At 48.4% G+C, this 25,829-nt stretch carries 21 protein-coding genes and 1 pseudogene; 6 read left to right on the forward strand and 16 right to left on the reverse strand.

Annotation, left to right across the window (positions count from 1 at the left end):
* Nucleotides 1-80: 80 nt before the first annotated feature.
* Entirely contained in the window at nucleotides 81-2,024 is a 1,944-nt protein-coding gene (locus tag H6F91_RS04765; protein ID WP_190775489.1) for an amino acid transporter, read from the forward strand.
* 36 nt (nucleotides 2,025-2,060) lie between these two features.
* Here the strand turns inward: H6F91_RS04765 and H6F91_RS04770 are convergent, their stop codons facing one another.
* From H6F91_RS04770 to H6F91_RS04795, 6 genes are all read right to left on the reverse strand, one after another.
* On the reverse strand, nucleotides 2,061-2,552 hold the full coding sequence (locus H6F91_RS04770) for a DUF1634 domain-containing protein (protein ID WP_190775488.1): 492 nt from the start codon (nucleotides 2,550-2,552) through the stop codon (nucleotides 2,061-2,063).
* 2 nt (nucleotides 2,553-2,554) lie between these two features.
* Entirely contained in the window at nucleotides 2,555-3,388 is an 834-nt protein-coding gene (locus tag H6F91_RS04775) for a sulfite exporter TauE/SafE family protein (protein ID WP_190775497.1), read from the reverse strand.
* Between the two features lie 132 nt (nucleotides 3,389-3,520).
* Complete coding sequence (locus H6F91_RS04780; protein ID WP_190775487.1) at nucleotides 3,521-4,135, reverse strand: hypothetical protein; 615 nt, start codon at nucleotides 4,133-4,135, stop codon at nucleotides 3,521-3,523.
* Between the two features lie 33 nt (nucleotides 4,136-4,168).
* The gene (locus H6F91_RS04785; RefSeq protein ID WP_190775486.1) at nucleotides 4,169-4,825 is read right to left on the reverse strand and encodes a cadmium resistance transporter; all 657 of its coding nucleotides are present in this window, start codon (nucleotides 4,823-4,825) and stop codon (nucleotides 4,169-4,171) included.
* A gap of 29 nt (nucleotides 4,826-4,854) precedes the next feature.
* Nucleotides 4,855-5,580 carry a cadmium resistance transporter gene (locus H6F91_RS04790; protein ID WP_190775485.1) on the reverse strand — a complete coding sequence of 242 codons (726 nt, stop codon included), beginning with the start codon at nucleotides 5,578-5,580 and terminating at the stop codon, nucleotides 4,855-4,857.
* 11 nt (nucleotides 5,581-5,591) lie between these two features.
* A complete protein-coding gene (locus H6F91_RS04795) occupies nucleotides 5,592-7,103 on the reverse strand; it encodes an APC family permease (RefSeq protein WP_190775484.1) in 1,512 nt (503 codons plus the stop codon).
* 1,325 nt (nucleotides 7,104-8,428) lie between these two features.
* Here H6F91_RS04795 and H6F91_RS04800 point away from each other — a divergent pair.
* The gene (locus H6F91_RS04800; RefSeq protein ID WP_190775483.1) at nucleotides 8,429-9,394 is read left to right on the forward strand and encodes a LysR family transcriptional regulator; all 966 of its coding nucleotides are present in this window, start codon (nucleotides 8,429-8,431) and stop codon (nucleotides 9,392-9,394) included.
* Here the strand turns inward: H6F91_RS04800 and H6F91_RS04805 are convergent.
* Nucleotides 9,355-10,230 carry a prohibitin family protein gene (locus H6F91_RS04805; protein WP_190775482.1) on the reverse strand — a complete coding sequence of 292 codons (876 nt, stop codon included), beginning with the start codon at nucleotides 10,228-10,230 and terminating at the stop codon, nucleotides 9,355-9,357. The two genes, H6F91_RS04800 and H6F91_RS04805, sit on opposite strands and share 40 nt — an antisense overlap.
* 643 nt (nucleotides 10,231-10,873) lie before the next feature.
* On the opposite strand from H6F91_RS04805, the gene H6F91_RS04810 reads away from it, so the two are divergent.
* On the forward strand, nucleotides 10,874-11,971 hold the full coding sequence (locus H6F91_RS04810) for a plasmid pRiA4b ORF-3 family protein (protein ID WP_199307639.1): 1,098 nt from the start codon (nucleotides 10,874-10,876) through the stop codon (nucleotides 11,969-11,971).
* Nucleotides 11,972-12,083: 112 nt separating this feature from the next.
* Here the strand turns inward: H6F91_RS04810 and H6F91_RS04815 are convergent, their stop codons facing one another.
* The 8 genes and pseudogenes from H6F91_RS04815 to sfnG form a co-directional block, all read right to left on the reverse strand.
* Nucleotides 12,084-12,737 carry a methionine ABC transporter permease gene (locus H6F91_RS04815; RefSeq protein WP_190775481.1) on the reverse strand — a complete coding sequence of 218 codons (654 nt, stop codon included), beginning with the start codon at nucleotides 12,735-12,737 and terminating at the stop codon, nucleotides 12,084-12,086.
* Nucleotides 12,694-13,698 (reverse strand): ATP-binding cassette domain-containing protein, encoded by a 1,005-nt coding sequence (locus H6F91_RS28225; RefSeq protein ID WP_190775480.1) that lies wholly within the window; start codon nucleotides 13,696-13,698, stop codon nucleotides 12,694-12,696. The genes H6F91_RS04815 and H6F91_RS28225 overlap by 44 nt, the downstream gene beginning before the upstream one ends.
* A 241-nt stretch (nucleotides 13,699-13,939) precedes the next feature.
* On the reverse strand, nucleotides 13,940-14,821 hold the full coding sequence (locus H6F91_RS04825) for a MetQ/NlpA family ABC transporter substrate-binding protein (RefSeq protein WP_190775479.1): 882 nt from the start codon (nucleotides 14,819-14,821) through the stop codon (nucleotides 13,940-13,942).
* Nucleotides 14,822-15,417: 596 nt separating this feature from the next.
* Nucleotides 15,418-16,644: pseudogene (gene ribBA / locus H6F91_RS04835) on the reverse strand (bifunctional 3,4-dihydroxy-2-butanone-4-phosphate synthase/GTP cyclohydrolase II); the annotation flags it as partial.
* Nucleotides 16,645-16,885: 241 nt separating this feature from the next.
* Nucleotides 16,886-17,893 (reverse strand): hypothetical protein, encoded by a 1,008-nt coding sequence (locus H6F91_RS04840; RefSeq protein WP_190775477.1) that lies wholly within the window; start codon nucleotides 17,891-17,893, stop codon nucleotides 16,886-16,888.
* Between the two features lie 222 nt (nucleotides 17,894-18,115).
* Entirely contained in the window at nucleotides 18,116-18,916 is an 801-nt protein-coding gene (locus tag H6F91_RS04845) for a cysteine hydrolase (protein ID WP_190775476.1), read from the reverse strand.
* Nucleotides 18,917-18,955: 39 nt separating this feature from the next.
* A complete protein-coding gene (locus tag H6F91_RS04850) occupies nucleotides 18,956-20,176 on the reverse strand; it encodes an SfnB family sulfur acquisition oxidoreductase (RefSeq protein ID WP_190775475.1) in 1,221 nt (406 codons plus the stop codon).
* Between the two features lie 54 nt (nucleotides 20,177-20,230).
* Nucleotides 20,231-21,334, reverse strand: coding sequence for a dimethylsulfone monooxygenase SfnG (sfnG, locus tag H6F91_RS04855; protein ID WP_190775474.1), 1,104 nt, complete (start codon nucleotides 21,332-21,334; stop codon nucleotides 20,231-20,233).
* A 525-nt stretch (nucleotides 21,335-21,859) separates the two neighbouring features.
* On the opposite strand from sfnG, the gene H6F91_RS04860 reads away from it, so the two are divergent.
* Both H6F91_RS04860 and H6F91_RS04865 read left to right on the forward strand, forming a co-directional pair.
* Complete coding sequence (locus H6F91_RS04860) at nucleotides 21,860-22,861, forward strand: isopenicillin N synthase family oxygenase (RefSeq protein WP_190775473.1); 1,002 nt, start codon at nucleotides 21,860-21,862, stop codon at nucleotides 22,859-22,861.
* A gap of 229 nt (nucleotides 22,862-23,090) precedes the next feature.
* Nucleotides 23,091-23,516: a sulfur transferase domain-containing protein gene (locus tag H6F91_RS04865; RefSeq protein ID WP_190775472.1), complete on the forward strand. Its 426-nt coding sequence runs from the start codon at nucleotides 23,091-23,093 to the stop codon at nucleotides 23,514-23,516.
* A 108-nt stretch (nucleotides 23,517-23,624) separates the two neighbouring features.
* Here the strand turns inward: H6F91_RS04865 and cysE are convergent, their stop codons facing one another.
* Nucleotides 23,625-24,458 carry a serine O-acetyltransferase gene (gene cysE, locus H6F91_RS04870; protein ID WP_190775471.1) on the reverse strand — a complete coding sequence of 278 codons (834 nt, stop codon included), beginning with the start codon at nucleotides 24,456-24,458 and terminating at the stop codon, nucleotides 23,625-23,627.
* 819 nt (nucleotides 24,459-25,277) lie between these two features.
* Here cysE and H6F91_RS04875 point away from each other — a divergent pair.
* Nucleotides 25,278-25,799, forward strand: a complete 522-nt coding sequence (locus tag H6F91_RS04875; RefSeq protein ID WP_190775470.1) for a phycocyanin subunit beta — start codon at nucleotides 25,278-25,280, stop codon at nucleotides 25,797-25,799.
* The last annotated feature ends 30 nt before the right edge of the window (nucleotides 25,800-25,829 follow it).

Raw genomic sequence — 25,829 nt, forward strand, 5'->3', positions numbered from 1 at the left:
TTCGCCCACTTACTGATTAGACCATTTACAGTAATAGAGCTGTGTTCTAGCTATAAGCTCTCTCAATGAGGAGTAGGGGTATGGGTCGCACGATCAACTCAAATAGTAACTACCGTAAATTGATGCGTTGGTTGTTTGAGGAAGATAGGCATACCAAGGAAGGCCCCTACCCCAAAGAGCATTCACATCCAACTCATATTTGGTGGCAGGTCATGTGCCTGACAGGGGTTGATTATTTTTCAACATTGGGCTATCAGCCTGGTATTGCAGCCCTGGCGGCAGGTTCTCTTTCCCCACTAGCGACTTTAATTCTGGTGCTCTTGACCCTATTTGGCGCACTCCCGATCTATCGGCAGATCGCGGCTCAAAGTCCTCGTGGGGAAGGTTCAATTGCCATGCTGGAGCATCTCCTTCCCTGGTGGCAAGGGAAGTTTTTTGTCCTGTGTTTATTGGGGTTTGTTGCGACAGATTTCATTATTACCATGACGCTTTCAGCCGCGGATGCTACCGCTCATATTCTTGAAAATCCTCTGGCACCAAGCTTTCTGGAGGGGCAGGCGATCGCCATCACCCTCGTTCTCATTACCTTACTGGGAGCTGTATTTCTCAAAGGATTTCAGGAGGCGATCGGCTTGGCCGTTTTCCTGGTCGGTGTGTACTTATTGCTCAATCTCATCACAATCGGGGTGGGTGTGTCCCACATCCTGTCACAACCTGCTGTCATTACAGACTGGCAGCATGCTCTGCTGACCAGCCATAGTAATCCGTTAACCATGATAGGGATAGCTGTTCTGCTATTTCCAAAACTGGCTCTTGGCTTGTCGGGTTTCGAAACGGGGGTTGTCGTGATGCCGTTGGTTAGAGGAAGCGGCAGTGATACGGAGGAATACCCAACAGGACGTATCCGCAATACTCGAAAGTTACTGACTACAGCGGCACTCATTATGAGTTTTTTCCTGCTGAGCAGTAGCCTGGTGACTACACTACTGATTCCACCCGCAGAATTTAAAACAGGTGGTGAGGCCAGTGGTCGTGCTCTAGCCTATATTGCCCACCATTACCTGGGAAGCGCTTTTGGTACAATCTATGACTTGAGCACGATCGCCATTCTATGGTTTGCAGGCGCTTCTGCGATGGCGGGATTGTTAAACATTGTGCCCCGCTACTTACCTCGATATGGCATGGCACCAAACTGGACACGAGCAACGCGACCGCTCGTTTTGGTCTACACTACTATTGCTTTTGTTGTCACCATCCTTTTCAAGGCAAACGTAGAAGCACAGGGAGGAGCTTACGCTACAGGAGTATTGGTACTCATGACTTCTGCGGCATTAGCGGTAACGTTATCATCTCGTCGCCAGAATGCACGACGAGCGGCCTTGACTTATAGTGCAATTACCTTAGTTTTTGTTTATACAACGATTACCAATATTATTGAGCGACCTGAAGGGATTAGAATTGCGGGCTTTTTCATTGGAACGATTGTTGTTACCTCTCTGGTTTCACGGGTATGGCGATCAACCGAGTTGCGGGTGGAACAGGTCGATATGGATGAAACGGCTCGCTGCTTTATTGCCGAAGCAAGCCAAAACACAATACGGTTGATTGCTAATCGCCTGAATGCTGGGGATGAGGATGAATATTCCTTTAAGGAGAAGGAAGTACGGGAAGACAATCATATTCCAGCCACAGAGCCTGTTCTATTTCTAGAAATTCAGATTGCTGACGCATCCGATTTTGCAGAGGTTATCCGGGTTAGGGGTGTTACGGTTGGAGAATATCGTATTTTGCGAGCTGAGAGTGCTTCGGTTCCCAATGCGATCGCCGCCATTCTCCTCTATGCTCGCGACCAAACTGGTCAATTGCCTCATGCCTATTTTGGTTGGGTAGAAGGCAATCCCATTCAATACTTGTTGCGCTTCATTTTGTTTGGAGAAGGAGATATTGCGGTTGTGACCCGCGAAGTGCTGCGAAAAGCTGAACCCGATCCTGAATTGCGACCTGCAATTCATGTTGGAGGCTAACAATTGTGCCATGTTAAACGCTATTCAAAACGTTGCCTAAATATATGCCCCTAATAAGCTATAGATGAGGCCACTCATCACTAGAGACGTGATCAGAAGATATTTGAAGTCGCGCTTTGAGATAAAAAATAGCAGTGACAAGACAACGCGAAGAACAGGGGTCGCGATTAGAATGAGTAACCCAAACTGAATCATCCCTCGTCCCCGACCGGATAAAACGGCGTCTACAATGCCGGAAGGGTTGCAAAATGCTGCAGGTTCACCATGAAAAATTTGATAATCAACGGGTTCCATTCCATGGCGGATTAAGTAGAGAATGCCACCCAGGAAGACAGTAATACTGGCGAGCCATACGCCATAGCGCAATAGGTTACTAATCCACAACCCCAATTTTTGGTCGCGCGATCGCCCTTCCACTGGTACGGCTGGGTAATCCTGACAGCTTACTGACAGGTCCGCAATCACGTCGGAGGAGGAAGGCTTGAGTGCTACGGAAATGCTCTGAACTTGATCTAGGGGGGGATTCATCGTCACACTCCTCCGAACGCGTTATAAACCATCTTGAAGGACATCACAACCAAAACAACACTAAAGACGACCCGCAATACACTTACCTTCGTCCCCATCAATACTTTCGCTCCCAACAGGGCTCCCGGAAATACCCCTAGCATGACGGGCATTGCAAGACCCGGATCAATATAGCCCCGAGACAGGTAAACTCCAGCAGATACGGCAGCGGTGACCCCAATGGTGAAGCTACTGGTGGTCGTCGATACCTTGAAGGGGAGCCGCATGACCTGATCCATGGCCAAAACTTTGAGCGCACCGGAGCCGATACCCAGCAGCCCCGATAGTACCCCTGCCACAGACATGAGACTGAAGCCCAGAGGAACAGAATACACTTGATAAGCCATTTGCCCATCTGGCGTTGGATAGGTACTACTAAGCTGCAACTCATCAGTGAGGGGATCCGCAGCCTGATCCGCGATCGCTTCCTCACGCGACTGTTGGGCCAGATAAGCAGAGTACAGCAGCACGATCGCTAACACCAGGGTCAAGAGCTTAACGGATATCATCGTGGCTAGCATGGCCCCAACGATCGCGCCGATGGTTGTTGCGACTTCCAGAAACATGCCCAACCGCAAGTTGGTATACCCTTGCCGAATGTAAGTTGCTGCAGCTCCACAGGAGGTGGCAATGACGGAAACCAAGGATGCACCTATGGCATAGCGAATATCTACCCCAAATACAGAGGTCAACAATGGCACGATTACCACGCCGCCCCCCAATCCGGTGAGGGCTCCCAGAAACCCTGCCAGGAACGACCCCACCCATACTAATAAAGAGAACTCTAGAACGTTCAGATGCCAACTCCTGGGTAATAAATCTAATTTTCTTGGAGGATTGCCGAAATGGGTATGTTTGACAACACTCTTTAACAGTCTGTAGACGGTTTTAGCCACCGGGTGTCTTGCAGACACCCGGTGGCTTCGTTTTTAATCTAACGGTGCTGCAGGAATCGTAGCCAAATCAGCCTGTGCCAGATCGGGAATTTCCCAATTCACATCACCAGCCTTGAAAACACCAGCCGGGGGAACATTCAGTTCAATGACGCCCGTATCAGGATTTTCGTTTAAAACCAGCTGAGTACCACTGAGGACTTTGACGGCGGCAGCACGGCCTGCATCTAAACCATCCACTTTGGCATCGTTAGGCACGTACAGGCCACTGCAAGCCCAATCATCATCCGTTTCTTCGCCTGCGGGCAGGAGATAGAGAACCTGCTCAAATTGGGAGGTGGATTTCTTGCCAGGAGTGCCGTAGACGGCAACGGGTTGGGTCGTATCATTCCGGCAAATGGTATCTTTGCCGGTTTCCATGATGTATTTCTGGTATTGCAAGGTAGTAATTTTTTGATCTGCATCTGCCAGGGTTATGCCTTTGGGAAGGGTATTCGTTTCCTTGGCCTGGAGCAGATTGGTGAGGGCGTTGGTGATCTCAACGTAGTCTGGATTTTCCGTCAGAGGAGGGCGATCGGCGAGGGCCGGACGCACTACCAGTAAGTTGACGAAACAGAGAAGGGCAATCAGTAAAACTTTGAGAACTTTCATCACAGTTTCCTTCACTACAACAGAACAGAATAACTATGCAAAACCGAATAGCCGATAGGTCTGGTTTTCAATCAAAATATACAAGCCCAGACCAATGAGTATGAAGGGAACGAGCCAATGGCTATAACGGGTAAGTACATGGGCGATCGCTGGAAAACGGGCTAGGCGATAAGCAATTCCACACCACACGGCAATTAATGCAAAAAACACGCTCAGGGTTATGCCTAGAGTCACCAGATTTGAACTGGCGAAGAGTGGAACATAAATGCCAATGTTGTCTCCTCCATTGGCTACGGTGACAGCGGCGACACCGTAGGTCTGGGGGTCAATGAGGTTGACTAATCTCCCTAGAAATGAGCGTTTGATAAGGGCCGGTTCTAGCTCACAGGCCACTCCCTGTACATCTGCCTCATCGTCCTCAGAGCTCAGCAACTGCTTGGTGCCAATGATGATGGGGAGAATTCCCAACAGTCCGATCCATTCCTGAGAAATTAACATCCCACCGAAGAATCCGGGGAGGCTTGCCAGGATGAGTGCCACAAATCCGAGATATTGGCCGATGACGATGTGATGGGGGCGAAAGGTTGTATTAGCCTGCGCGAAAAACAACATCAAAATTAGAATGTCATCGATATTTGTGGCAACAAATGCAGCGGCAGCGGTGATGATAGCTTGAGCAATCCAGCCCATGATTAAATCTAACGCGTCATAACATCTCCTTAATTTTCCTTGACTTTGGGTACTGAAAGCGCCAGAGTTCGTCCTGCACTGCGAAACAGGTGCAAAATGCAGAACCCGCTAATAACCAGGGTTAGTACTGCTAAGCCGCGATTTTCCAGGGTGTGGCTATCAAGCAGAATGAGGATGCCCAAGCCAATGAGGACGAAGGGGACGAGCTGATTACCGTAATAGGTGAGAGACTCGGCGATCGCAGGCACTTGGGTTAACCGATAGGCGGTGAAACACCATACACCTACCAGAGTGAAGAAGACTGCCAGAATTACCATGAGGCTAGCTCCCTGGCTACTGGCAAAGAGTGGAACATAAATGCCAATGTTGTCTCCACCATTAGCAAAGGTCACGGCTGCAACGCTGTAGGACTGGGGTGAGAGCAGGCTGCCCATCCACGAGTTTTGGGTGGTGGGAAAAATGTCTTCCTCGTCTTCCTCAACGTCAGCGCATATCAGACGGCTGGCCCCAATCGCGATAGGGACGATGCCTAACATGCCAATCCAGGGACGTGGCAGCAGCATGCTACCAAAAAAACCGGGAAGGCTGATGGCAACCAGAGCCGCGAAGCCGAGATACTGCCCAGCAACGATGTGTCGCCGCCGAAACAGACTGTTTACCTGGGAGAAAAACAGAAGCAGGATTAAGATGTCGTCTAGATTCGTAGCCGTAAAGGCTGTAAAACCTGTTGAGATGGCTTTTAGTAAGTCAGGCATCGTTTCACTTCTCAATCATCGTGCGGTGTTGGAAAAGAGGTGGATTCGCCCATAACGGAGGGTACGGTTACCGCCTCAAAGGCAAATCGCTCGTGGATCTCGTCAATGCGGCTTGCGATTATACCCACCAGCCGTGGGTAACGGATCCGTTGGATCATGAACCATCCACAGGTCACTGCGAGATAGCTCAGAAACAGGTAAGGGAATAAGTTGTAGGGGGCTTCTGGAACGGGGAATAGGCGGCTACCGGGAATGCCAATGCTTCCCAAAATGGGCAATCCCATGAAGGCAATCCCCAACACTGAAAATAGGACATCGCGCGATCGCAACACGTTCAACCGCAGTAGATAAACTGGAGCTGCAATCGAGATCAAGACATAAACGGTGAGGAAGCCGTAGCTGGCGATCGCTCCCAAATATCCCATAGTGGCAAACAAGGGCACATGAGCCATTGCCAACACCGCAGGTACCAAAAACATCAGCACGGAACAAACTGTAACGGCTACATGAGGTGTGCGATTAAAGGTATGGGATTCCCCTAACATGGAGGGAAACAACCCGTGGCGTGCCATCGTAAAACAGATCCGAGCTGCTGGATTAATGCTTCCCAGGACACAGGCAAAGAAGCTGAACAAGGCACTGATGGTGACTAAATCGCCCAGGAAACCCAGGCCGATGTGGTGTGCCAAGAAGCCTAAAGGTTCCTCAGTTGTAGCAATATCCACACCGGCCTTATGAAATCCGAGAACTTCGATATAGGCAGTCGACATGAAGAACAACCCGGCCATAATGGCACTGCCCATGACGGCTCGAGGAATGGTTCGCAATGGATCCTTTGCTTCATCTCCCAAGGAAGTTGGGCTTTCAAAGCCTGAAAAGGCAAAGAGCACGAGTACCAATCCCATAGCGATCCCACCGGGTGTTACGTCATGTAATGCCAACTGGGACCAATCCAGGGCAAACCCGGTGTGTGCCCAAATCAGAAAGCCCAGTCCTAGAATGAGTGCAATGGATAGGCCTTCCATCCATAGCATGGCTATGGCTGAAAGCTGCACATCTTTGTAGGCGGCGTACCAGGCAATAACAGCGCCAATGGTGAGCCAGGTAATGGGAGCTAAGTGGATTCCCAGGTAGCTCAGCAACACATCACTGAAATTGGCAAAGCCGCAGAGCACTGACATTCCCGTAAATAAATAGGCCAGGACCAAACTCCAGCCGCACATCACTCCGGCGGTTGGTCCCAACCCTTTGGCAATATAGGAGTAGAGAGAACCTGGCGAAGCCGAACGGCTAGCAAATTGATTGATATTAATGCTGACAAACAGCAATCCCACTAGCCCTATTAAAAAGCTAAGCCAGGTGCCATTGCCCGCCAGAGCCACAACCAGGCCGATGTTAGAGGCGGGAATTGTGGTGGGTGCAATCACTGCAAACGATTGCGCCAAAACTTCACCAAAGGGAAGGCATTCTGGTTTTAAGCCATGGGCACTGCGAGTTGCTGTTATCGGTAAATCACTAGACATCAGGCAAATCTCAGTTAATGGAACGTCGTGCGGAGCGCGAATGGCTTTACCGCCTTAAATAGGCCGCCCCAAAGCACGCGGGTTAGTTGCTCGGCAAGGATTTTGCAAAGAGCACAATTTCAATCTATGGAGACATACCGATAGAATCAAATACTCTTTCTTGTCGAGATGATAAATTGAATTTATTCAAGCCTTAGAAACCAAAATTTAATGAGCTTTTCAAGTCATGAGGAAATCATCAAAGGCGCACCAGCAAGGCTTCTGAGATTTCCGCATTCTCCCACCGGAAAACTGTATTATTAAATGTGTTTTTTTAATGACAAAGTTAAAGCGCTATTAAATTGTAGTTGTAGAGTCTGAAAAATGGCTTTTCTATGTCTTTCCAAGAAAACTACTTTGGTGTTAAGGAATAGGAGGATGAAACAGAATGTAAAACTATAATCTAAAGTTCTATTTCATACCCTTATTCATTCTGTATGACGTTAATTCTTAGCTTTCAGGAAGTAGAAAAATTACTTCCTGAGTTCTACAACCGCAGCAATTGCTGTTTGAATTTAGCTCCATAGGAATCGTTTATTCAATAATCTGTGCTTCTTTTTGTGGGAGTAGCAGTGAGACCACCACTCCTACAAAAAGAAGCACAGATTGTTTTATGGATACCCTATAGAAATTAACTTAAATGTTTAAAGGGTTTGCCAAAAAACTTGAAATTCATTACAACATTTTTTCGAGTTGATAGATACAAGAAATGGGTGTGTAGCAGAGCTCTATATTTATCTCTTGTGCCTAATTTTAATGTTGGTAGCTACAGAAAAGATTATTTTCTCGTAGGTGAAACACACGAGAAAATAATCTTTTCTGTAGAGCAAGTATAGTGTAATTCAAACAGCAATTCTCAGTATGGGCATCAAAGCCAAGAGTTCACGCCCGTAGGGCGTGAACTCTTGGCTTTGATGCCCGAAAACCGCGCGCCAAAGGCGCGCGGTTTTCGGGCCTAATTTCAAAATGAGAATTGCTGTAATTCAAATTTAAGTTTTGCAAGAGACTGAATGTCCGTCTATAATCTCCTCAATGAAGTTCCAGCGTTAATGGGATGAGCAAAATTATGTTCATCCGGTGAAAGAGGATCAAACCTTGGCCCTGAGTCGCTCCGGGTTGAACCACAAAGATGTGTACAGCTATGGCGGTTTTTTGCTGAGCTTGGTTTGGCAAAGATTTGGCATAGATGTTGTACGTATACAACACCTATAGCGGTCCTCATCACATTTATCCCAGTGGTTAAGGAGCCTTACTCGAAAGGCTTAAGCGTCGTGGAACCGTAACGAATGACCCTTGAACAACTCCGAATTTTTTTGGCGGTGGTTAAACATCGTCACTTTACCCGTGCGGCGGAAGAGCTTTATATTACACAGCCAGCGGTGAGTGCAGCTATCAATACTCTGGAGAAAGAGTATGGAGTCAAGCTCTTTCACCGTATTGGTCGGCATATTGAAATTACCGAAGCTGGGAAGTTTCTGGAACTGGAGGCCCAAAAGATCCTGGATCAAGTGATTTTGACGGAGCGGGGTCTACGGGAACTAAACAACCTGAAGCGAGGAGAAGTGCGCTTAGGCTCCAGCTTGACCATTGGCAATTACTGGCTACCCAATTGGATTAGCCAGTTTAAGCAAAAACATCCTGGTATTGCAGTGACATGTACTTTGGGGAATGCCGAGGAGATTGGTGAGGGTACTGTGTCAGGGAGGTTTGACCTGGGCCTGGTAACGGGTAGTGTCAAAGCGTCGCTACAAAGCACGCTCAAGCAGGATGAGGTAGGGAGCGATCGCATCCAGATTGTCGTAGGCCGTTCTCACCCCTGGTACAAACGCGGCACCATTGTTGTTGATGAGTTGCGCGAAACTTCCTGGGTGATGCGGGAGTCGGGTTCTGGTGTGCAGCAGGTATTTGAGGACATGCTCAGACACCTGGGCATTGAACCTTCTAAACTTCAGGTAGAACTCATCTTGAACAGCAGTGAGATGGTGAAATCTGTCGTAGAGGGAGGCCTGGGTGCTGCTGCTGTGTCTGAGTTGATGCTGCAAAAGGAACTGAAACTGGGTACGTTGCGAGCTATTAAGGTGTTGCATCTACCAGCCGAGCGCGGTAATCGCGTGCTGGATATTATCCAACCCGTACTGATGGTGTGGCATCGGGAACGGTTTCAGAGCCGGGCGGCGATCGCCTTCCAAGAACTTCTGCTACGGGACAACCATCAACGCCGGGGAGAACCGGACACATCTGCGGCTTGCTGAAGTAGCGCGTTGATGTCTAACACTTTGTTGGTGTCATTGCCCATCACCAGAGGGAGGCTGCCATTCCACTTGTCGATGGCCTGCTTTTGTAGTAATTCGGAAGTGAGGGTTTCTTTGAGCAAACGCTGGGCTTCGGCTTCGCCCCGCGCTAAATTGACCTTGGCTTCTGCTTCTTTGGATGCTTTCAGAGCGACAAATTCCGCGCGTTTTGCATCCTGCTCAGCAATTTGTTTGGCTTCAACGGCATCACTAAAGCGGTTCGTAAAATGAACATGGACAAGGGAAATATCATCTACGTCTATGTAATAGGGTTTTAAGCGGGTTGTGAGCAATTCATCCACTCCAGATTTCACTTCTCCGCGCCGGGTAATGATTTCTTCTGCGGTGTATTTTGCCATCACGGCTTTCAGCACTTCCTCAACAGCCGGATTGATGATGCGCAACACGATCGCCTGCTCATCCCCCACCTCTTGAAATACCCGGTTCGCCTGCGGCGGGTTGATATGCCAGTTCAGGGCAACATCGGTGTAGACCTCCTGCAAATCTTTAGAGGATGCTTCTGCAGAGATCTCCTGGCTTTGCACCCGCACGCTAAGCTTCTGCACCGTATCTACGAGTGGGATGATGACATGGATACCTTCATCAAGAACCGGCTCCTGCACCTTCCCGAATCGCATCCAAACGCCACGTTCTCCGGCACTGACGATGACAAAAAAGCTAGAGAGAAACAGCAGCGCTAGTAATGTAAAAAAAATATTTCTGGCAGCATTAAAATCACGTTTTGAACGAGAACTAATGTTGCGTTGGGTGATTTGATCTGGCGTTTCCAGAACCATACTTGCTAAGAACGCGGGTTTCCATATAACCCTGCATCATAACGCACAAGCACCTGTGTTCCCATGCATGGATGTTGTAATCCAGCAATTCTCAGTATGGAATTAGGCCCGAAAACCGCTTGCCTTCGGCAAGCGGTTTTCGGGTTTCAAAGCCAAGATTGCGCGCCCGTCGGGCGCGCAATCTTGGCTTTGAAGCTCATAACGAGAACCGCTGGTTGTAATCGCAGCAGTTCTCCTTTTGGTAGGATCCGTTTAGGATCGAGCGCCATCATGAACTGTAGGGGCGGGTCTAGCAGACTATCCTTGCTTGTGTCATTAACTCTTTGGCAAAACCTGCCCTCACAGGCGATGGGCGATCGCACCCTCAGGCAAGAACGCGTTTGCATGATGGGGTAGGTTGTGTGGTTGAAATAACGACAAACCTGTCCCCTACGGAAGACCATCATGGAATAAATATAGGTTGCTAACTGAATTTGATATAACACTAGTAGGCTGCGGCCTAAGTTCACAACCTATGTTTTGTGTGGGGTGCTTCGCACCCCACACAAAACATAGGTGATGGATTTCCGCCTCAGCGTACTAGGATGAATGGAGTTGTGTCTTTGACCTTCCTGTATCCAAGTTCCTTCTGAAAACCAGCGTTATGGCAAAATCCCAGAAGTCTGAAAATGTGCCTAAGGCTATGGAAGAGAAGTTCAACAGCATTGTTGCACTGACCGATGAATTTGCTCGTCAACGCCTCAATGATGAGTATGCTCAGCTCTTTCGTAAGGCCACAGCAGCTCTGTGCCGTAAGCGGCCTTCCCCCCTCGAAAGTGGACAGGCCAAGACCTGGGCGGGAGGTATTGCCCATGCCATTGGCATGGTTAACTTCCTCTATGACAGCTCTCAAAACCCCCACATCACGTCAGCGGACCTCTACAAATGGTTTGGCATTGGGGCCAGTACAGGACAGGGAAAGTCGAAACTGGTGCGAGACACGTTGAAGATGCAGCAGTTTGACCCTGAATGGTGTTTGCCCAGTCGCATTGACGATAATCCTTTGGTTTGGATGCTGTCAGTGAATGGGTTGATTATGGATATTCGGCGTGCTCCGTTGGGGGCACAGGTTGAGGCCTATCGCAAGGGGCTGATTCCTTATATTCCAGGGCATAAGGAGGATAGTGAGGCGATCGCCGCTCAAGTGCTAGGCATCTCTTCCCAGGGTAGCCCTGCATCGCGTAAGACTACCAAGACCAAGGCTACCAAGAAGAAGCAAGCCACTTCTCCAGAAGCGCTTCAGGCTCTCTATGTTATAGATGTCATATTAATTGATGGCCCGGTTACGGATAAGTTTCTCAATAAGAACCCGCAGGTGATTCGCACGATTGAAATTCGGGGTGATCAGACATTGGCAGATCTCCATGCCATTATCTTTAAAGCATTCAACCGAGAAGAAGAACATCTGTATGAGTTTCAGCTCAGGGGAGAGCGACCCAATGACCCCAATGCTGAGCGGTATGGGCTTGTAATGGATGGCGACGATGACATGGGTATCCCCCCTGCGGAGGATGCTTCTAAAGCTCAAATTGGAGCATTAGGTTTGGAAATTGAAGAACCCTTTGGTTATTGGTTTGATTTTGGGGATGACTGGTGGCATCAACTGGAGATTACAGCGATCGCAGAACCTCAACCGAAGGTGAAATATCCGCGCATTACTCAGCGGATTGGAGCCAGCCCTCCACAGTATGCTGACTTTTAAGACTTCTAGTACGCTGAGGCGTAAATAGATAACCTATTTTTCTGTGGGGGTGCGAAGCACCCCCACAGAAAAATAGGTTACGGACTTAGGCCGTAGCCTACTAGAGCTATAACTAACGCTTGCGAAGGTTATGAGCGATCGCATCCCCTATCCATTGCACAACTTGCACCAGCACGATCAACAGCACCACGGTAATGATCATGACCCGTGTATCAAACCGTTGATAGCCGTAGCGAATCGCCAGATCTCCTAAGCCACCGCCACCCACAACTCCGGCCATTGCCGAGTAACCAATTAAGCTGATGACCATGATGGTGAGTCCCAATGCGAGGGAGGGTAACGCCTCAGGAATCAGCACTTTGTAGATGATTTGCCAGTGGTTGCAGCCCATCGACTCTGCTGCTTCCACGAGGCCACGATCAACCTCCAATAAGGATGTCTCCGCGACACGGGCATAGAACGGAATGGCAGAAAGGGTCAGGGGAACCAGGGCGGCTGTGCTGCCAATGGTGGTTCCTACGATGAGGCGGGTCAGGGGAATGATGGCGACTAGCAGGATGATGAAGGGGAGCGATCGCCCTGCATTCACGACCGAGCCCAACGCTTGATTGATCGTCGCGTTTGGCAAAAAACCGCGTGGCGCTGTCATCACCAACAGCAACCCCAGGGGCAAGCCAAAAATTGCCGCCAGCACGGCTGATATGCTCACCATGTAAAGAGTTTCAAGTGTTGCTGTCCACAAGCTGTTCAGAAGCTGAGCGTCCATCTTCTACCTCAACGGCGATATCTAAACGATGCAAATATTCCAGAGCTGAAGCAACATCGGCCCCCGAAAGTTCTAGTTGTAATTGCCCCACCGATTCGCCTCCAATGGTCTCGACGCTACCATTGAGAATGTTGACTTCTATGTCATATTGGCGAATCAATGTATTAATGATGGGTTGATTTGCAGTGGTGCCATTGAAGGCGATGGTCGCGAGCACGGTGCCGGGGTGAGGGTGATATTGCCGGCGTGGAAAAAAGTCTTGAGCGAGCCGTGAACTGGGTTGGGCTGCAAGATCTACAACGCGCCCCTGTTCAACCACTTTGCCGCGTTCTAGGATGGCAACGCGATCGCAAATATGTTTCACGACCCCCATATCGTGAGTAATCAGCAGAATCGTCAACCCCATCTGCTGGTTCAAGTTCTTCAGCAAATCTAAAATCGAACGCGTTGTTTGGGGATCAAGTGCGGAGGTCGCTTCATCGGATAGGAGCACTTTAGGATTCGCGGCTAGCGCACGCGCAATCCCCACCCGTTGCTTTTGTCCACCAGAAAGTTGTGCTGGGTAGTTATCCCCCTTTCCCTCTAAATCCACCAGGGAAAGTAGCTCCTCAACCCGTGCTTTCCGCTTGAGCCGACTGTATCCCATCACCTCCAGCGGCAAAGCAATGTTTTCAGCAGCAGTGCGACTACTCAGCAAATTGAAATGTTGAAAAATCATGCCAATGCGTCGCCGCGCTCGCCGTAAGTCAGGCCCCGAAAGCGCGGTAATATCCTGCCCATCGACCACAATGCTTCCCGAGGTGGGTTTTTCTAAGCGGTTGATGCAGCGAATCAGGGTACTTTTTCCCGCACCACTCTGACCGATCACGCCAAAAATCTCACCCTTAACGATGTCTTCACTGAAACTCTCCAGGGCGACAAAGGAACCATATTGTTTACGCAACTCGCGGATTGAAATCATCGCTTTTTCCACTGGAAAAGACTTGCAAGAGATTGATTTTTCAACGCTTCTTATTTGATGGATATGAGGCTTGTGGGATGGGCATCTTGCCCGTCTACAAACAGGGCAGGTAAGACGCCCAACCCATAAGATTAGAACCCCTGAAGCTAATCACCTATTCATAGAATTAACGGTGAAATGATGATAGTTGTTGATTTTTCGTGTGTGATGCACACGAAAAATCAACTCTTTCAATGCTTGCTTAAGCGGGAATAACAGCCCCTTGATATTTGTCCTGAATAAACTTTTTGGTCTCAGGCGATGTCAACAATGTTGCTAACTTCTGGATATTGGGATCTGTTTCTCGTCCCTTGATTACTGCCAGAATATTCGCATAGGGATTGCCTTCAGCCTTTTCTAACGCAAGGGCATCTTTTGTAGGATTTAAGCCTGTTTCAATGGCATAGTTGCCGTTGATGATGGCTAGTTCAACATCATCGAGGGCGCGGGGTAGCTGCGCGGCTTCTAACTCTACCAGTTTGATGTTTTTAGGGTTAGCTTCAACATCCTGGGAAGTCGCTTCGACGCCAACACCGCTCTTGAGTTGCACGAGTTGGTTGTCTTGAAGGAGTTTGAGCGATCGCCCCAAATTTGTCGCATCATTGGGAACCGCTAACTGTGCCCCGTCACTTACTTCACTCAGGGACTTAATTTTACGAGAGTATAGGCCCAATGGTTCAATGTGAACGGGCACAACAGCTACCAAATCTAATCCCCGTTCCTTCGCAAAGTCTTCCATATAAGGAACATGCTGGAAGAAGTTGGCATCCAATTGTTTGTCATTGAGTGCTAGATTGGGCTGCACATAGTCGGTAAACTCAACAATTTCCAGGTCTAGCCCTTCGTTAGCGGCCAGGTTGTCTTTCACAAAACGAAGGATTTCAGCATGGGGTACGGGCGTCGCTCCCACCGTCAGCTTTGCCGATGCTGAAGAGGCACCTGAAGAGGTTTCGGAGGAGGCAGATTCAGAAGTGTTGGTGCCGCATCCGGCAAACAGAGTCGTTGCAGCGAAGGAACCTGCTGCAACCAGGAAAAAGCGGCGGTTCAGATGAGTCGAAATAGGGCTGTGAGATGGTGGTTTCATAATCCTCAATCTTGTGTTTTTGGGGTTGGCCATTGCGGTGAGGCACGAACTCCTGACAAACCAATCCACTAAAGCGGTGCAGAAACCTGACCTGCCAGTATATGAGGCTGACTTTGATGGCGTATTGTCTGGGGGCGAGAAAGAGTTTTACTGGGAAATGGGGTAGGCGATCGCCGAATCTCCCCTAATCCTACCGGAAAACCATAGTTTATGACCTGATGTCGGTAATCCTGCGTTGCCGCTGTAACAATTCACATTGCTGTGTGTTAAGCAAGGGTGTGCAGCCCACCATACGAGGCAAATACAACCGTTGAAATCCCACTTTTGGGTGAGAAGGAGTAACCGATCGGGTTAATTTAGGCTGTGTTCGGGTAAAGATCGTTTTGGGCGCTGCGCAACACGCAACACTTCGAAAGTCCCATTTTGGCGTATGCTTTGCGCACGCCAAAATGGGCACTTCAGCTTATCCCGAGCCGAGGTTAATTAGACCTGACTGAATGTACATAAGAGCGTACATAAGAAAGCAGCTTTATGGAGGTAATACTGCAAGTCCATAAAGCTGCTTTAGGAACCAGCCTGGTTATTTATTGGGCGTGCAAAAGATGCCCCATCTTCTCAGCCTTGGTAGCTAAGTAAGGTGCATTAAAATCATTGGCGGGGATCACCAGGGGAACACGATCCACAATGTTCAAATCCCAACCATGCAAGCCAATAATTTTTTGAGGATTGTTCGTGAGTAAGCGAATATTTCGCACGTTCAGATCTTTGAGAATTTGTGCACCAACACCATAACTTCGCTGATCAGGTTTGAAGCCTAACTTTTCATTCGCAACGACAGTATCAAAACCCTGATCTTGAAGGGAGTAGGCTTTGAGCTTATTGATCAGCCCGATTCCGCGACCCTCCTGGCGGAGGTACACAACAATGCCTTCGCCTTCTGCCTCAATCATTTGCAATGCGGTTTGTAGTTGTGGGCGACAATCGCACCGGAGAGAACCAAAGGAATCCCCTGTTAGACACTCAGAGTGGATGCGCACCAGAACCGGCTTGTCTGCAAACTGTCTGGGATCACCTTTGACGATCGCCGTAGACTCTGTCCCATCCAGAGCGTTTCGATAACCATAGACCTGGAACTGACCGAATTGACTGGGAAGCGCGGCGATTGCCTCCCGCACGACAAATCGATCAGTCTTCAGCCGATAACGCACCAAATCTGCAATGCTGATTAGCTTTAACCCATGGGTTTTGGCATAACGAACCAACTCCGGTAGCCGCGCCATGGAGCCATTTGGATTCTGAATCTCGCAGATGACTCCGGCTGGATATAATCCCGCTAACCGTGCCAAATCTACAGCGGCTTCTGTATGTCCAACCCGCTTCAATACACCTCCTGCTTGGGCGCGCAAGGGAAAGATGTGTCCAGGGCGGCGCAGATCTTGGGGACGGGTTTGGGGGGCGATCGCTGCCTGAATCGTCTGTGCTCGATCCTGTGCAGAAATCCCTGTACCGCCCCCCGCAGCGTCAATGCTGACGGTGAAAGCTGTCTGATGGGTATCGGTGTTGTGATTGACCATCAGAGGAAGTTGCAGTTGATCCAGTCGATCACCCGTCATTGCCAGACAAATCAATCCCCTTGCATGGGTCGCCATAAAGTTGATCATGGCGGGAGTCGCAAATTCTGCGGCGCAAATCACGTCTCCTTCGTTTTCGCGGTCTTCATCGTCCACAACGACAACGGCTTGGCCTGCTCTGAGGGCGGCGATCGCTTCAGGGATGGGATCAAATACCGGGTTTGTGCCTGGGAGAAAGGAGGACTCAGCCACTGTTGTCGTTAAGTCCGTACTTGGGATGAATTGCTCAAACATAGGTTCAGGGGATTGCAGAAGGAATAAGGGGGTGAGAGAGATTACACGAGGCCGCTCAAAGTGGTGCTCAGGCGATGCAGGAATGGATTTCGTAAAGAACGGTTGAACCCCGAACACTGGTAATCACCCTTCCATGGGGATGCCGTTCATGAGTAGGTTGATGCTAGAGCCAAATGGCATTCACCTTTATGGAGGTATGCTAGGAGCGGCGTTCTTGCCAGAGGCCAATACCGTCATATAACCCTGGAGCCATCAAAAAGACTTGAACCCAGAGAATATTGAACCACCAGTACAATCCTTCAATAATGTTGGCTTCGCCAAATATCGAAAGTGTCAGCACGTAAAAGGCGATGCTAATAAACAAACTAGCCAATGACGTAATGATACCTTTTGCGGGTTGCACGAGTTGCGTAAACGGCCATAAATTAAATTGCCAGAGTAAGCCTAAACCGACCGTTGTCCAGATTGCCGCAAACGTAGGGCCAGTTGTCGTGGTGAATAGATCAATCCCTATTTTCTTCAGGACTAATGCCATGATTAACGTCAACAAAAGTACAGCACCTGTGTGAACAAAGCCTAACTGAGGTTGCTTGAAACTTAGGTTATTCAAAGGCCAGCGTTCAAAGAAGCTACCAAAAACAGTAGAGGTAGGATACCAATACCAGGGAATGTAGAACGGATCTAATCCCCACAGTTGTGGAAGAAATGTAAGGGCTGGTGCAATAAAAAATACAGCCAGAAAGATATTGAGAAAACCACTAACGGGATCCCAATGACGGGTGCGATCGCTCGTCACAATCGTATTATCAAAGAAGAACAAACTGGCAGCAGCGGTAACAATTGCGGTTTGTCCCCATTGCCCCACTTGAGTATCGGCCAGAATAGGAGTACCTGCAATGTATTTCCAGGCTTCGCCAGTCAAATAGGACAACACCAGCAATATGACTAAGTTGATGGTACCGCGACCGAGGCGAGTGGTGGAGAAGCGATCGCCCGGATACCCATTTAATGAAAACCCTAAATGCCACCACCATACAAAAAAGATGGTGATGTAGATTAATTTAGATGTAGTATCCAGTTGAAAAATTTGACCTAAAAGTAATTCAAACAACAAACTAATAACAGCAATGAGCCCAATGAATAGAATCCCTTTGTAAGGTTGGCTTTTCCAAAGGCTTTGCCGAAGGGTTGTGTTTCCAATACTCATGGCTTTCTCCAGGGAAAAGTTATTTGGTTCTAGCGATCGCGCTCAAACCCGCCCTCCCGCCCTTTTTCAGCAGGGGGAGATCACGCAGAAAAACTTTTCTGGTAACCAGTAAGCTGCTTTTCCGTTTCCCCCTCCCCCAGGAGAGGGGGCTAGGGGGTGTGGGTTTGCCTTTGGTGTCTGGAGGAGGCTGGTGTACACCGCAGTTCTCCAAAAGGGGGAAGGCTACTGGTTACTGGTCAGGCTTAATTCAGTTTGTTTGGTGCGAGAGTTACGGATGGCGATCGCCCGATCCAACAATGTCACTGCATAATCCGCAGAAATGACTGGAGCGAAGAAAGTATTAATCCGCCGTAATGCTGCTGGTTCATCTTCCTGAAACTGGCAAGCCGACGCATCTCCAATCACAATTGGATTTAGCCCGTGATCTCGTGCAGAACGGGCATTACCTTCAATGCACCAATCCAAATGAATACCGGTGATGATTAGTGTACGAATTCCCCAACGGTTGAGGTAAAGCGGAAGGGTTGTGCCGATAAAAGAGGACTGATGGGCAGTTTCAAAGAACTCTACATCTTCAGGTTGCTGGAGCGCTTTCAGCTCATCCACCAGAGCCCCATCCCACTGCTTTTTCTCCTCGCTCCAATCTTTGTAGGGCTCATACCAAGTGCGGTATTGTGCCTCATCCAGTGGGGTTTTCGGATAACTTTGCCGAAATATGTCATAACCAATCCAAAAAAACTTTGCCCCTGCACGACGAGCGGCAGTCGCAACTTTAATGGTATTTTCCAGGGTGGGGCGTTCCCACTGTTTTTCTCGAGCTTGCGCTCCCTGAGGGCTGTAAAGGCTGTTGTTCTGGCTAATGGAGAGAAATGCTGTGGGCTGTGCCAACAGTTCTGCCAGGTTAACGTTATGCCATTGGGGATGGAGTTCGGGAACGGGAGTTGCTGTTTTGATGACCGAGCTATTTTCTGTTAGTTGGGTTGCGTTACTCGTTACGGTAGATGAATGCTGGGGGAGTGTCATGCTTAAATACCCTCACCGAATGGATTGTGCTACTAATGCCTATAACCAGGGATGCCGAGGCGGATTGGTGCCGTTGAGGTAGTAGTTGCCGATGGCATAGTATTTCCAACGCACAGGGTCGTGTAGGGTGTGGGCACGGGCATTCCGCCAATGGCGATCGTAGTTGAACTGTTGTAGAGTCGATTTTGTACCAGCCAGTTCAAACAGCTTGTTGGTTGCCAGCAAGGATGCTTCGGTTGCTAGAGCTTTCGCTTCTGCCACCGCAATGGAGGATTCGACCACTTTGGCCTCTTCCAATCCAGACTCATAGGCAGCATCAATCGCCAATCCAGCACGGGTTAGCAAAGCTTCCGCTGCATGGACCTGGATAATAATGTTACCCAGGTTGTAGAGGGTGAGGTGATCTTCGTAGCCATGCTCCTGGTTGCTGTCGACCCAGGGGCGAGTGTGATTGCGGACGAAATAGAGCGTATCGCGCAGTGCTGCTTTCGCAATGCCCACATCAACTGCAGCCTGAATAATTTGAGCGACGGCACCCATTGGCGTCGCCCGCTCAAAGGCAAGGTAGTGGGGAATCACATGGTCTGCCTGCACCTTTACATTTTCGAGAATGGTAGTGCCGCTGGCGGTAGTGCGTTGCCCAAAGCTTGTCCAGTCGTCTAACAGCGTCAATCCTTCAGCACCTCGCTCGACGAAGGCAACGACGGTATTGCCGTCCTCATTGGCTGCAATGGTGGGAATCCAGTGGGCCAGCAGCGCACCAGCAGAGTAATACTTTCGGCCATTCAATACATAGCCGTCGCCTGATGGGGTCAGCTTGGTTTGCACATCGGTTACTGACTTGGTGCCAATTTCTGAAAAGGCATTACCAAACCGCTTGCCCTGAAGAACCAGGTCGAAGAAGAACTGCTTTTGTTCCTCAGTACCATCCAGACGAATAGCTTCCACCATGTAGAGGTGGTTTTGGGGAATTTGACCCAGGCTGGAATCAGCTTCAGCGATAATTTTGATCACCTCGGCCAGGGTGGCATTGGAAACTCCTGCTCCACCATATTCTTTGGGTACGATGATGCCCCAAAGACCGCTCTGAGAAAACTTCTTCACTTCTTCGACGGGAAGGCGGCGATCGCGATCGCGCACCGAATCCTCCTTCGCAAACTCAGCGGCGAGTTCTTTGGCAATGGCGATCGCTTCTTCATCGCTCTGGATTACATGCGCTTTTGGCTCGGCACTGACATCAATAGGCAAAGTTGTTGTCATAGGTGAATTGTCCTTATGTAGAGGATTCGATAGCAAAAGATGGATTAGTTGGGCTTACACAGTTACCAACTCAGGTGCAGGCTGACGGCGATTTTCGAGCTGATGCACCAGCGGAATAACATCGCGACCAAAGGCAGGCAGGTCCTCGGTGTAGTGCAGGAAGCCACCCAGGATCAGGTCTACGCCTGCTTCATGAAACTGCTGGATCTTCTCGGCTACCTGTTCCTTCGTACCGATAAGACCGGAGCGGAAACCGTCGTTGTATTGCACCAAGTCTTCAAAGCTAGAGTTGGCCCACATCCCGGTTTTGTCGCTGGTGGATGCGCCTGCTTCCTTTACGGCTTGTCCAAAGCCTTCAACCGCTTCACGATCGGCCTGAGCGATAATTTCTCGCAGGACATCGTGGGCTTCTTTCTCGGTATCGCGCACAATGATGAAGGCGTTCAATCCAAACTTTGGTGGCACTGCACGGCCTTCCAGTCGGGATAGAGCTTTGATGTCCTCAATCTGCTCCCGTGCGCCTTCCAGCGTGTTGCCATTCATGAAATACCAATCAGAAACGCGGGCAGCCATGCGGCGAGCAGCTTTGGAGTTACCTCCCTGGAAGATTTCGGGGTGGGGATTCTGGTTGACAGGGCGGGGCTTCACCCAACCACCATTAATGCGATAAAAATCGCCTTTGAAGTGGAACTCATCTTCTGTCCACAAGCCTTTCAGCACCCGAATAAATTCTTCGGAACGGCGATAACGCTCGTCATGCTCCAACCATGGCTCACCATAAATGGTAAATTCGCCCTTAAACCAGCCACTCACCACATTCAGGGCGAACCGACCCTTTGACAGGAAATCGATGGAAGCGCCAATTTTAGCGACAACACCGGGGTGCCACAGACCGGGGTGAACGGCGGCAATGAGCTTAAGTTTTTGGGTGACAGGAGCTAGAGCGGAAACGGTAGTGAGTGCTTCCAGTTGATACTCGGCTCCATAGCTGGCGATGAATCGTGCTTGGGCGAGAGCATACTCAAAGCCCACCTCTTCAGCGGTCTGTGCCAACCAGGCATTGTAGTCGTAAGTCCAATCTGTATTTTGTGGAATTTTGCTGACGACTAAGCCGCCACTGACATTGGGAACCCAATATGCAAACTTGACATCTACCATGGTTAAATCCTCCAGGATGCGGTTTCTCCAAAGGACACAGAATCACAGCCACATCAAAACTTGAGTGTGTTTAGCAGTTAAAAGCCTAAGCTCGCCTAAGGCTGAATATCCAAAGCCTTCAGGGCTGCTAGGCAAGCTGATGTGCTTAGAACCGGGCTAGTGAAATGTGTATTACCGAAAGGTCGATAAGCCAATCGGCTTATGTGGGAATGAATTTGTAGAGCTAAAGGTAACGGATTCAGAATTTAAATACAAGTGATCCGGAAAACATTTAGTGGATATTTTTTGAGTTATTTTCTAGCTATTCTTGAAGTTTCACTGAACACTGAGTCTGATAAAATCTAAGTTCATAATAGTTATTCATTTTGCGCTCATTTTGTGTCTATTTCATCAACATTTTGTCGAGGGTTCTAACTAGTTGATTATGTCGTAGAAGACTCAAGAAAAGTCTTCGAGGGATTGCTTATATTTGACTGTCTTGTACCGTAAACAGGTATGTGTATAGAGTTATTCTGGGTGGCATTTATGGAAGTGAAGTCAACAATAGAAGTTTCGCAAATTCCCATCATTGATATAGCTTCTCTGGTTTCAGGACAGGAATCCGGGGAAGTGGCTGAACAAATTCGGCAAGCGTGCTGTGATACAGGATTCTTTTATATTGTTGGGCATGGTATTGATACACAACTGCAACAGCGCCTAGAGGATTTGAGCCATCAATTTTTTGCTCAAGATTTGGATGCAAAAATGCAAATCCGTATGGCTCTTGGAGGGCGTGCATGGCGGGGCTTTTTTCCCGTAGGTGGTGAGCTGACCTCTGGGAAGCCTGACCTTAAAGAGGGGATTTACTTTGGCTCAGAATTGGATACCACACATCCGGCTGTCCAGCAGGATTTACCAATGCATGGGGCTAATTTGTTTCCAGGCATTCCAGGGTTTCGGGAAACGATTTTAGAATACCTGGATGTGATGACAGAATTGGGACATACATTGATGCGGGGAATTGCTCTGAGCCTGGGTTTAGAAGCATCTTATTTTCGCGATCGCTACACCACTGATCCCCTTATCCTTTTCCGCATCTTCAACTACCCTCCTGATGCAGCACAAGGCCAATCTTGGGGCGTTGGGGAGCATACGGACTATGGGTTGCTCACAATTCTCAAGCAGGATGATTCAGGTGGCTTACAGGTCAAATCTAAGCGAGGTTGGATTGATGCCCCTCCCATTTCCAATTCCTTTGTCTGCAACATCGGCGATATGTTGGAACGGTTGACAGGAGGAATCTATCGCTCGACGCCGCATCGAGTGAAAAATGTGTCAGGGCGCGATCGCCTATCTTTCCCCTTTTTCTTTGATCCCAGTTTTGATGCTGAACTCCATGCAATTGAGGTGGACGAGCACCTGATCAACGCGGATAAGGAAGAACGTTGGGATAAGACCAGTGTGCATGAGTTTCATGGCACCTATGGGGATTATGTGTTGAGTAAGGTATCAAAAGTCTTTCCAGAGTTACATCAGGAAGTGTTGTAGGGAGTCTACTTCGAAAGCCCTTGCTGTATTTAGGTAGTCATCTTGTAAGGTAAGCATCTTACCCGCCCTGATTTTAGGCGAGCAAGATGCTCACCCACAGAGGTTGTAGCTAATAAGTTTACTCATTAAAAAATGGTATCGGTTTTCGATAACGAATATCTATACAGTTAAGATTATCCCTGATAATATGCGGTTGAAATTAAAGCACATTCTTGGTTGAAGGATATTTATGGGCGAGATCAAGAAGGTCAGTGATCAGTTTTCCTCAGGCAGTCAGCCAAGTGTTGAGGCTTTGAAACAACTGGCGAATCAGGGATATAAGTCCGTGGTAAATTTGCGATCGCCGGGTGAAACCGGTAGTTTACCCGACGAGCAAGAACAGGCTGAAGCTAACAATTTGCAATATGCCAATATCCCCTTAAATCCAAACGAAGCGGATGAGAGCCTGACCGAAAAAGTACTGTCAGTGGTCGACGAATTACCAACTCCCATCTATTTCCATTGCGGAGCAGGAGCACGGGGCGGAGCTTTAGCGCTGATTGCCCTGGCAACTCAGCAACAATTAGGCCGTGAAGCCGTTATTGAAAAGGCAAAAGAATTGGAGATTAGTCTCGATCAGCCGCATCTCAAACAATTTTTGGAAAGCTTATCCTAACAGGTGATCGCTGCAACTCTGATAGGACATTGCATGCAATGTCCTATCAGAGTTGCAGCATATACGATTTTGATGAATGATACAGATAATTTCATGGTGCATGAAAGGCTAAATTCCAGCACCGTCCAGAAAGTCTTGAATGAGGTGATCAGAGTTGGCGATCGCCCCCTTCCCATCCAAAACTTGATCAGTCATCGCCGTAGATTGTTGTAGCTGGTTAATCTGCTTTTCGAGTTGCTTCACCCGCTCAAACAGTAACCCGATTACTTCTGCTTCTAAGTCACGCTTGTATGGGTAGTCGGAATCTTCGGTGTGCAGGCCGCTATGCCGCACGATGCGGCCGGGTACCCCTACGACTGTGCTGTAGTCGGGTGTGTCGCGCAACACCACTGAGCCAGCACCAATTCGAACATGGCTTCCGATATCGATATTCCCAAGAACTTTTGCACCCGCTCCTACAACAACATGATTGCCTAAAGTTGGATGGCGTTTGCCCCTCTCTTTACCCGTACCACCCAGAGTGGCTCCTTGATAGATCAAGCCGTAGTCACCAATGATGGCAGTTTCGCCAATAACAATGCCCATGCCATGGTCGATGACCATGCCTTTCCCAATAGTTGCGCCGGGATGGATTTCAACCCCTGTCAGCCATCGGCTTAACTGAGAAATAAGGCGAGGCACGAGCGGAATATGAGCTCTATGTAATTTATGAGCAATGCGATGAAAACAGAGGGCATGGAAGCCTGGATAACAAAGAAGGACTTCTAGCCAGTTTCGAGCCACAGGATCTCGTTGGAAAATAGCTCGAAAATCTGCTTGTAGAACGGTGAAAAAAGAATCTTTAGCTCGGTTCCGTGTAGATTTTGCACCGGGTATTTCCCTGGAAGGTTGAATTTGCGAATCAGTCTGAGATCTCTCCAGAGAGGATTGGGCCTTTTCCATAAAGCTTCCTTGTTTTCTACTTATAAGATTGACATGGAAACTTAAAAGTTGGGGAAAGAATGCCTTATGACAGTTAGTGATTAAACTAAATTGGTTATTCAAATCACAAATGTTTTCAGAGGCACAATTGTAATGTTTATTTTATTAACGGCGATCGCCAAAATGTTTCTCTAAAGAACATTCAGACGGATTGAAAATCCAAAGTCTCACAGCTTAAAACGCTGTGATTATAAGCTTTTGTATTTGCAGTCACAATGGTTACATAAAGTTGAAAGTGGGGAGCGATCGCCCTTTTAATGATGAGATAACTCGAATAGTTTTTCTTATTAATTCAATCTATATCTTAGTGCAAGCTTATATTTTATTGAGTCATGATCTAGCCTATTGGAGTTTTTTCACCAGAAAAATTGATGATTTGTATACGGTGTACCAAAACATTCCGGTTCACTAATTGGAGGGAGGGAAGCTCATTAGTTGTATTAATCTTTTGAATTGAAACAGAATTTAAATTAGCGAAGCCTTCTAAACATTTTTTAATAGAAAGAAATGGGTCAGCATTGTAAAAATAGCTTGTGGGGATCAGAAACAAGTTAGACATCACTAATCTCTGCTTTGTTTAATCGTTATTAAGCCTTTTCCCATTCCTTAAAACCTTATTTTCAGAAGTTGGATTAGTACTTCTGGCGATTTGATGTGGAAAGATTCATGGGATTAATAAACCCCTTGTTTCTTAATGGCAGAAAGGCGATCCCCTCCCCTGCAAAAGTATTGGTTTAAATGCACCATTACTAACCAAAAAAACGTTAGGAGATTACAATCATGGTTCAAGATGCGTTTACTAAGGTTATTGCTCAAGCCGATGTTCGTGGCGCATATTTGAGCAACGAGCAGTTAGACGGGCTGATTAACCTGGTACGGGATGGTAACAAGCGGATTGACGCGGTAAACCGTATTTCCAGCAACTCCGCAGCCATTGTTGCGAACGCTGCTCGCAGCCTGTTTGCTGAGCAACCCCAGTTGATTGCACCCGGTGGCAATGCTTACACCAACCGCCGTGCAGCCGCTTGCCTGCGTGACCTGGAAATTATCCTGCGCTACGTTACGTATGCTCTGTTCACAGGTGATGCCAGCGTTCTGGACGATCGCGCCCTCAATGGCTTACGGGAAACCTACCTGGCCCTTGGTGTTCCGGGTGGTTCCGTTGCAGCGGGTATCCAAAAGCTGAAGGAAGCCTCCATTGCCATTGTGAATGATACCAATAACATCACGCGCGGCGATTGCAGCTCTATTGTTTCTGAGTTAGCAACCTATTTTGATCGCGCATCTTCATCCGTTGGCTAATTCCTTTTAATTCCTCATTTACACACCATT

This window comes from Leptolyngbya sp. FACHB-8 (assembly GCF_014695575.1).
Classification (GTDB): domain Bacteria; phylum Cyanobacteriota; class Cyanobacteriia; order Elainellales; family Elainellaceae; genus Vacuolonema.